10 protein-coding genes are annotated in these 7,404 nt (G+C 72.2%); 7 read left to right on the plus strand and 3 right to left on the minus strand.

The genetic code is table 11. The features are described 5' to 3' along the window. Positions 1-137: 137 nt before the first annotated feature. Positions 138-338, minus strand: coding sequence for a hypothetical protein (locus tag ACIQOV_RS18220; RefSeq protein ID WP_401049592.1), 201 nt, complete (start codon positions 336-338; stop codon positions 138-140). A 113-nt stretch (positions 339-451) separates the two neighbouring features. Between ACIQOV_RS18220 and ACIQOV_RS18225 the strand changes: the two genes are divergently transcribed. From ACIQOV_RS18225 to ACIQOV_RS18245, 5 genes are all read left to right on the plus strand, one after another. Beyond that, entirely contained in the window at positions 452-1,291 is an 840-nt protein-coding gene (locus tag ACIQOV_RS18225) for a Scr1 family TA system antitoxin-like transcriptional regulator (RefSeq protein ID WP_401049594.1), read from the plus strand. Positions 1,292-1,336: 45 nt separating this feature from the next. Then, positions 1,337-1,684, plus strand: coding sequence for an alpha/beta fold hydrolase (locus ACIQOV_RS18230; protein ID WP_401049596.1), 348 nt, complete (start codon positions 1,337-1,339; stop codon positions 1,682-1,684). A gap of 409 nt (positions 1,685-2,093) precedes the next feature. After that, a complete protein-coding gene (locus ACIQOV_RS18235) occupies positions 2,094-2,252 on the plus strand; it encodes a hypothetical protein (RefSeq protein WP_359903649.1) in 159 nt (52 codons plus the stop codon). Positions 2,253-2,559: 307 nt separating this feature from the next. Next, on the plus strand, positions 2,560-3,198 hold the full coding sequence (locus ACIQOV_RS18240) for a DUF6758 family protein (RefSeq protein WP_401049598.1): 639 nt from the start codon (positions 2,560-2,562) through the stop codon (positions 3,196-3,198). A 49-nt stretch (positions 3,199-3,247) separates the two neighbouring features. Next, positions 3,248-4,108: a PHP domain-containing protein gene (locus tag ACIQOV_RS18245; protein ID WP_401049600.1), complete on the plus strand. Its 861-nt coding sequence runs from the start codon at positions 3,248-3,250 to the stop codon at positions 4,106-4,108. A gap of 120 nt (positions 4,109-4,228) precedes the next feature. On the opposite strand, the gene ACIQOV_RS18250 is transcribed toward ACIQOV_RS18245, so the two are convergent. After that, the gene (locus ACIQOV_RS18250) at positions 4,229-4,870 is read right to left on the minus strand and encodes a suppressor of fused domain protein (protein WP_359903526.1); all 642 of its coding nucleotides are present in this window, start codon (positions 4,868-4,870) and stop codon (positions 4,229-4,231) included. Between the two features lie 453 nt (positions 4,871-5,323). Here ACIQOV_RS18250 and corA point away from each other — a divergent pair, with 453 nt between their 5' ends. Next, positions 5,324-6,445: a magnesium/cobalt transporter CorA gene (gene corA / locus ACIQOV_RS18255; protein WP_401049602.1), complete on the plus strand. Its 1,122-nt coding sequence runs from the start codon at positions 5,324-5,326 to the stop codon at positions 6,443-6,445. Positions 6,446-6,472: 27 nt separating this feature from the next. On the opposite strand, the gene ACIQOV_RS18260 is transcribed toward corA, so the two are convergent. After that, on the minus strand, positions 6,473-7,297 hold the full coding sequence (locus tag ACIQOV_RS18260) for a DMT family transporter (RefSeq protein WP_401049605.1): 825 nt from the start codon (positions 7,295-7,297) through the stop codon (positions 6,473-6,475). On the opposite strand from ACIQOV_RS18260, the gene ACIQOV_RS18265 reads away from it, so the two are divergent. Then, the coding region (locus ACIQOV_RS18265; RefSeq protein ID WP_401049603.1) for a hypothetical protein at positions 7,215-7,404 on the plus strand (190 nt) is incomplete at its 3' end. The two genes, ACIQOV_RS18260 and ACIQOV_RS18265, sit on opposite strands and share 83 nt — an antisense overlap.

Here is a 7,404-nt window from a genome sequence, read left to right on the forward strand (position 1 = left end):
GGCGGCCGTCCGCCCAGTCGACTTCGAGCGTGGGGAGCTCGACGCCGCCGAGGGCGAGGACGGTGGCGAGGTCGTCCAGGACGTCGGCGGCCTGCTGGCGCTGCTCGGCGGTCGCGCGGGAGAGGGTGGAGGACATCTCACTTCTCCCCGGGCCGCTTGTGGACCTCGAAGGCGCGCCAGGCGCTGTAGGCGTCCCCGAAGAAGGTGAAGGCGGCGAGTTCGCCGGTGGGCCGGCACAGCCACTCCCCGGTGAGCTCGTTGCGGACCCGGTAGCGGTCGGCCGTGGTGTCGAACCGGACGCCGTAGCCGTGGAGGCGGGTGGCTTGGTCGTGGGGCATGGGGAACCCTCTGCGATCGGAGTTTCACGTTCTGTGCATATGGTGGCCTGGATTCGCCTAGCATCGGAAGCGCAAACAACTTGACTTCGAGGCCACGTTGAGTCGGAGCCCCCATGGTGAACATCAAGGAAATCGACCCGTCATCCAGCCCCTGGGCCCCCTTCGGCATCCAACTCCGCAACTCACGCAAGGCGAAGGGCCTCCTGCAGCACCAGCTCGCGCGCAAGTGCGGAGTCAGCGCCTCGTACGTCTCGTTCGTTGAACTTGCGCACCGACCGCCGAGTGAAAAGTTTGCTACCAAGGCCGACGAAGTCCTGGAAACGGGCGGGACGTTGATGCTGATGTGGTGGCAGCACAAGCACACCGCGCTCGTGCCGGGCTTCCCGGAGTACGCCAACCACGAGAACCGCGCCGCAGAGGTGCGGCTGTTCTCGATCGACATCGTGTCCGGGCTGCTGCAGACCCATGCTTACGCCGGCGCTTGGGAAGCGGCCAACATCAGGCGCGGCACCGCGACTCCCGAACAGGCCGAGGAACGGGTCGCATTCCTCATGACGCGCCAACAACTCCTGGCCCGCACTCCGACCCCTCTACTTCATGCAGTTCTCGATGAAAGCTGCCTGCGCCGACCTGTCGGCGGAACGAAGGTGATGATCGAGCAGCTACAGCACCTTGAGCAGCTTGCCGCCTCCCCGAGCGTGATCATTCAGGTCGCCCCGTACTCCCTGGGCGAGGAACGGCCTTTCAGCTCCCATGTGACCCTGCTGACCATGCCCGACCGCAAGTTGCTCGGGTACGGCGAGACCGAAGTCCGCGGTTATCTTGATCGCGATATCGACACTGTCCTTCCACTGTTCAGGGGCTACGATCGGCTTCAGATCGAGGCACTGAATCAGGCCGCATCTATGGAGACGATCCGTGCGGTACGGAAGGGCTATGAGGATGGATGTTGACCTGACCCACGCCGGCTGGCGGAAGAGCACCTACAGCGGGAGGTCATGCGGCAGTTGGAGGCGGAGAGCGGGCAGCCGCGGCCGAGCCTGGAACCGGCCGTCGCGGAGTTCCTGCACCGGCGCTGGCTGGCCAACGTGCCGCGGGCGCTGTCCGTCACCGGCGGCCATCTGGTGGCCGCGCCGGACCGGGTGGCGGAGCTGGCCATCGCCACCGCCGGACTGCCGCTGCTGGTGCTGTCGGGCGTGCGGGACCACGCCTGGCCGGTCCCGGAGCAGACCGCGATGGCCGAGCGGCTGGGTGCCCGCCGGGTGGTGGTCGCGGACGCCGGCCACTCCCCCAACGCCGAGCGGCCGGCCGCCACGGCCGAGGCGCTGGCCGCTTTCTGGGGCTGACGCGGCCGGCGCCGACGCCCGCCGGACCGGTCCGGTTCCCCCGGTTCACCGAAAGTGGTCTGTACCACTTCTGCAACTTCGACCGGCTTCACCACAGGACAAAATTCGTTAGTTACGGTAATCTTTGATTCTGTCCGGGAATCATCGCCGGCCTCCGCTCGGCGCCAATCTCCCGAAACCTGGACTTTACGGACGGGCAACGGCCCGGTAGCACCGCCACGTCACCGTGGTTCACGAGGCACTGGACGCACCAGGCAAGCAAGGGGGGCCCTTGCCGCAGCAGACCGCCGCACCCGCGACTACGACCCGCCCGGTCCGGTCTCACCGCCGGATCCGCAGGACCCCGAAAGGGCTGATACCGACTCAGCCGCGACCGCCCCGCCCCGCGGGGTCAGGAAAGGAGACGCCCATGACGAAGACCATGCGCTTCGAGATCGTCCGGCTCGACGACACCAACGGCTCCGCCGCCGACCGCCTCATCGCCGACGCCGCCACCGTGCGCGAGGTCGTCGACGCCGCCGCCCGCACCGGCGAGCGCCTGCTCATCCGCCCGTGCCCGACCGTCTGACCCGGCGCGGCGCCTCCGACCCGGAGCCCACACCCGCCGCCGACGACCCGGGAGCGTCCGATCCGGACGTTCCGATACCCGACTGACGCCCCGTCACCGCATTCGCCGATGACGGGGCGTCAGTGCGTTCGGGGTCGGAGCCGGAACGTTTGCCGCCGCCCGGGACGGGACATCCCCCAACGGGAACCGCCCGCGCCGCGCCCACCCGGTGCCGGTCCGGGCGTCCGCCACCGACAGGTGCCGCCGAGCCCTCCGTACGGGTGATCGTCCTTGACGCGGCGGTCCGGAGGGAGGAGCGTTGACGGCTATGAGGGGCGAGCCAAGCTGCCCGAGGTGCGCCGGTCGGGTCCGCGCCCCCGGTCTGTTCTCAGACACCTGGCAGTGCGACCGGCACGGAGCCGTGCACCCGATGCAGCCCGTGCTGCCCCCGAGTGTGGAGGCCCTCGGCGTCGCCGTCGCCCGCTCCCAGGTCCCGGTCTGGCTGCCCTGGCCGCTCCCGGTCGGCTGGCTCTACACCGGCATCGCCCACGTCGGTGACGACGTTTCGGGAGCCCGGGCCACCGCCGTCGCCTGCTCCGGACCGGCCCCGCTCGGCGGCTTCGGCGAGCTGGTGCTGATCGCCGAGGAGCTGGGCGTCGGCCTCGGTGCCCGCTACGCGGGCCTGCCCGGGCCGGACCCGGGCGACTCCGTCGGCCTCTACAAGCCCGCCGACGCCAAGCTGATGGCCGCCGGGCGGCCCACTCCGATGTTCCACGTCCCGGACGCCCCGGCCGACCGCGCGGTGTTCGCCGGCGAGGGCCGCGGGCTCTGGCTCTGGGCGGTCGCCTGGCCCGAGCAGTCCGCGCTGGTGATGTACGACGAGCTGGTGCTGACCGACCTTCGCGAGGCGGGCGCCGAACTGGACCTGCTGCCCTGCGGGGCGCTCTCCCCCCGGCTGCTCGGCTGACCGCTGGCCTATCCTGGGCGGCACCCACGAGCCCCCAGGAGCCCGACCCGTGCGCATCGACCTGCACGCCCACAGCAACGCCTCCGACGGCACCGACAGCCCGGCCGAGCTGGTCGCCGCGGCCGTCGCCGCGGACCTCGACGTGGTGGCGCTGACCGACCACGACACCGTGGCCGGCCACGCCGAGGCCGCCGGGGCGGTGCGCGAGCTGCCCGCCGGCAGCCGGCTGACCGTCGTCCCGGGCGCCGAGCTGTCCTGTGCCGTGGACGGCATCAGCATGCACCTGCTGGCGTACCTGTTCGACCCCGAGGAGCCGGAGTTCGCGCGCGAGCGGGACCTGGTGCGCACCGACCGGTTCCGGCGCGGTCGGGCGATCGTGGAGCGCTGCCGGGAGCTCGGCGCGGACATCAGCTGGGAGCAGGTGCGGCGGATCGCCGGGGCCGGCTCGGTCGGGCGGCCGCACATCGCCAGCGCGCTGGTCGAGGCGGGCGTGGTGGCCACCGTCTCGGACGCCTTCACCGCCGACTGGCTGGCCAACGGCGGGCGGGCGGACGTGCGCAAGCACGAGACCGACCCGGTCGCGGCGGTCCGGCTGGTCCGGGCGGCCGGCGGGGTGCCGGTGTTCGCCCACCCGGGCGCGGTCAAGCGCGGCCGGACGGTCTCCGACCAGGTGATCGCCGACCTCGCGGCGGCCGGGCTGGCCGGGCTGGAGGTCGACCACACCGACCACGACGAGGACACCAGGGTCCGGCTGCGCGGCCTGGCCGGCGAGCTCGGCCTGCTGGTCACCGGCTCCAGCGACTACCACGGCACCCGCAAGACCGTCCGGCTCGGCGAACACACCACCGACCCCGAGGTGTACGGGGCACTGCTGGCGCAGGCCACCGGCGCCAAGCCGATCGAGCGCTGAGCGGACGCGAGGACGGACGCGGGGACGGACGCGGGGACGGACGCGAACGCGGGGGCAGGGGACTCATGATCCCTTGCCCCGGGGTTCGACGCCGCCGCACCCCGTCCGATCACATCGCGGTCAGTCCAGCCGGACGCCGCGGCGGTTCGGGTCGCGCAGGTCGGCGCCCTGGTCGAGCCAGCGCTCCTGCAGCGCGGCCGCGCCGTGCACCCGCTTCCAGCCCGCCTCGTTGGGCGTCATCGGCAGCAGCGGCAGGAAGCGGACCGGATCGGCCGGCTCGGCCAGTTCCAGGTCCTCGACCAGGCCGCCCGGTTCGGCCGCGAGCACCGAGGTGAAGGGCGCGCCGTCCCAGAGCGGGGAGCCGAGGTCCAGCGAGCCGCCCGGGGCCACCACCAGGCCCTCGACCTGCGGGGTGGCGGCGAAGGTGGCCAGGGTGCGCAGCACGCTGTCGCGCCCGCCCCGGACGGTCAGCACCAGTTCGGCGCGCGGGCCGCGCACCTGGTCGGCGACCGGCGCGGTCGGGTCGGCCATCGGCGCGGCGGACATGCCGAGCGTGGCGTACCGCACGAGGTCCTCGGTGTCCGGGCCGAAGCGCAGCACCTCGATCCGGTCGGCACCGAGGAAGGTGACCGCGGCGCGGCCGCCCGGCTCGCCGAAGGTGGAGATCAGCCGGGCCTCGACGGCGGCCAGCACCGCCTCCCGGGAGAGCTCCGGGGAGGTGCCGCCGTGGGGGTCGCCGAAGAGCGGGAAGTCGTGCGCCATGCCGGTGAGCGTAACCCCCGGGGCTTCGCGGGCCGCGTGCGGGCGGGTGCGCGGGCGCTCGCGGCGGGGCCGCACAAGGATCCTGTAAAGCCTTCGGAAACCTCCGGGAAACCCCACGGCTTCGACGCCCGGTCAGATGTTAGGGTGAGCGACTGGCCACCGGGATCGTTTCGTCCCGGGGCGGCGGCGCGAAGGAGGTGGTTGCGGTGGATACCGGCCGACCATGCAGTACCGGCAGCTCTACCCGGCCCCGACTCCCCCGTACCCCGCGCCCCGCAGGCCCAACCGGCTGAATCAGCCGCGGTAGCCCCGGGCACAGGCCCCACGGCGGACGGACCGGCCGGGAGAGCACTTTCATCCCCCGTTTCACCGGTGTTCTCCGCCGTCGTACCGCGGCCGAACGTTTTTCCTTCCGCGCCGCCGCGCGACGGTTCCTGCCTCTGGGAGCCTGCCATGTCGATGATCAACAGCCTGCGCGCCGCCGTCCGCACCAACCGCCGCCGCGGTGCGTCCGGCGTCTACGACGTCCTGCCCGAGGACGCCGGTTCGGCGGTCGTGGACTGCGCGGTCTACCAGCACGGCAAGCGCAGGGGCGAGACGTGCAGCCCCCGCGAGGCCGCCCGGCGGGTCAAGGCCGCCCACCAACTCCCCGAGGGCGAGGGATCGTTCAGCTGGATCGGGCTGCACGAGCCGACCGAGGCCGAGTTCGAGGGGATCGCCCAGCGCTTCGGCCTGCACCCGCTCGCGGTCGAGGACGCGGTGCACGCGCACCAGCGCCCCAAGGTCGAGCGCTACGACAGCGTGCTGTTCGCCGTCTTCAAGACCATCCGCTACGTGGAGCACGACCAGCTCACGCCCACCAGCGAGGTGGTGGAGACCGGCGAGCTGATGGTCTTCGCCGGCCGGGACTTCGTCATCACCGTCCGGCACGGCGGCCACGGCTCGCTGCAGGAGCTGCGCCACCGGCTGGAGGCCGACGCGGACGAGACCGGGCTGCTCTCCAAGGGCCCGGCGGCGGTGCTGCACGCGATCGCCGACCACGTGGTGGACAACTACCTGCTGGTCGCCGAGCGGCTCCAGAACGACGTGGACGAGATCGAGTACGGCGTCTTCTCGGCCAAGGGCGGGCGCAGCGCCGATGTCGGCCGGGTCTACCAACTCAAGCGCGAGGTACTGGAGTTCAAGCGTGCCGTGGTGCCGCTGCTGCGCCCGATGCAGCAGCTGTCCGAGCCGCTCCAGCGGCTGGTCGACCCGGACATCCAGAAGTACTTCCGGGACGTCGCCGACCACCTGGCCCGGGTCGCCGAGCAGGTGCACGGCTTCGACGAGCTGCTGAACTCGCTGCTGCAGGCGAACCTGGCGCAGGTCTCGGTGGCGCAGAACGAGGACATGCGCAAGATCACCGCCTGGGCGGCGATCTTCGCGGTGCCCACCATGATCACCGGCGTGTACGGCATGAACTTCGATTACATGCCCGAGCTGCACCACGAGTACGGCTACCCGATGGTGCTCGGCGCGATCGTGCTGATCTGCGTCGGGATGTACCGGGGCTTCCGCCGCAACGGCTGGCTCTGACCGCCGCGGCCGGCTCCGGGCCGACGGTCAGCGCCGCCCGCCGCGGGCGACCAGGACCAGGCCGAGCAGGATCAGCACCACCGCCGGGTAGGCGGCCGCCGGGGGCCACTGGCCCAGCCAGAGGGCGGCGATCAGCGCCGCACCCGGGGTCTCCAGCAGGATCGCGGTGGAGGTGATCGACGGCCCGAGGTTGCGCACCACGCGGTTGCTCAGCGAGTGGCCGAGCAGCTGGGCGGCGACCATCAGCAGCACGATCTGCCACCACACCCCGGCCGGCCATCCGGCCAGCGGCGTTCCGGCCACCAGGCAGATCCCCAGCAGCACGACCGCCGTGGTGGCGTAGCAGACCAGGGTGTAGGCGGTGGTGCTGACGGTCCTGCGGACCTCGGCGCCCAGCAGCATGTACCCGGCCGCGGCCAGGCCCGCGCCGAGCGCGAGGGCGTCGCCGAGCAGTGCGCGCGGGGAGAGCGAGAGGTCCACGCCGGTCAGCACCAGCACGCCGGCGAAGGCGACGATCGTGCCGGTCCAGACCGCTCGCGGCGCCCGGACGCCCATCAGCCGCATCAGCAGGATGGTCCACAGCGGGGTGGTGGTGACCAGGGCGGTGGCCGAGGCCACCGAGGTCATCCGCAGGCTGGGCATCCAGAGCGCGAAGTGCACGCCGAGCAGCACTCCCGCGGCCACCGCGAGCAGCAGTGCCCGCCGGCCGATCCCGCGCAGTTCGGCGCGGTGGCGCAGCAGCGCGTACGGGCCGAGGACGCCGACCGACATGACGTTGCGCCAGAAGGCGATCGCCAGCGCGGGCGCGGCGGTGGCGCTGATCAGCGGACCGGACAGCGAGATGCCGCCGATCGAGACGGCGAGCAGCAGCAGGTCGAGGGTGGGGAGCGTCCCACGAGGAACCTCGTCCCGGACGACCGGGCGGGAAACGGAGCTGAACGGTGTTTGCGCAGGTCAAG

Source organism: Kitasatospora sp. NPDC091257 (assembly GCF_044757675.1).
In the GTDB taxonomy this organism is placed as follows: domain Bacteria; phylum Actinomycetota; class Actinomycetes; order Streptomycetales; family Streptomycetaceae; genus Kitasatospora; species Kitasatospora lactacystinica.

Bases quoted from the DNA above. Each gene is read 5' to 3' on its own strand.
- ACIQOV_RS18220 (WP_401049592.1), bottom strand. From the start codon at position 338: ATGCCCCACGACCAAGCCACCCGCCTCCACGGCTACGGCGTCCGGTTC.
- ACIQOV_RS18225 (WP_401049594.1), top strand. From the start codon at position 452: ATGGTGAACATCAAGGAAATCGACCCGTCATCCAGCCCCTGGGCCCCC.
- ACIQOV_RS18230 (WP_401049596.1), top strand. From the start codon at position 1,337: ATGCGGCAGTTGGAGGCGGAGAGCGGGCAGCCGCGGCCGAGCCTGGAA.
- ACIQOV_RS18250 (WP_359903526.1), bottom strand. From the start codon at position 4,870: ATGGCGCACGACTTCCCGCTCTTCGGCGACCCCCACGGCGGCACCTCC.
- ACIQOV_RS18240 (WP_401049598.1), top strand. From the start codon at position 2,560: ATGAGGGGCGAGCCAAGCTGCCCGAGGTGCGCCGGTCGGGTCCGCGCC.
- corA (WP_401049602.1), top strand. From the start codon at position 5,324: ATGTCGATGATCAACAGCCTGCGCGCCGCCGTCCGCACCAACCGCCGC.
- ACIQOV_RS18235 (WP_359903649.1), top strand. From the start codon at position 2,094: ATGACGAAGACCATGCGCTTCGAGATCGTCCGGCTCGACGACACCAAC.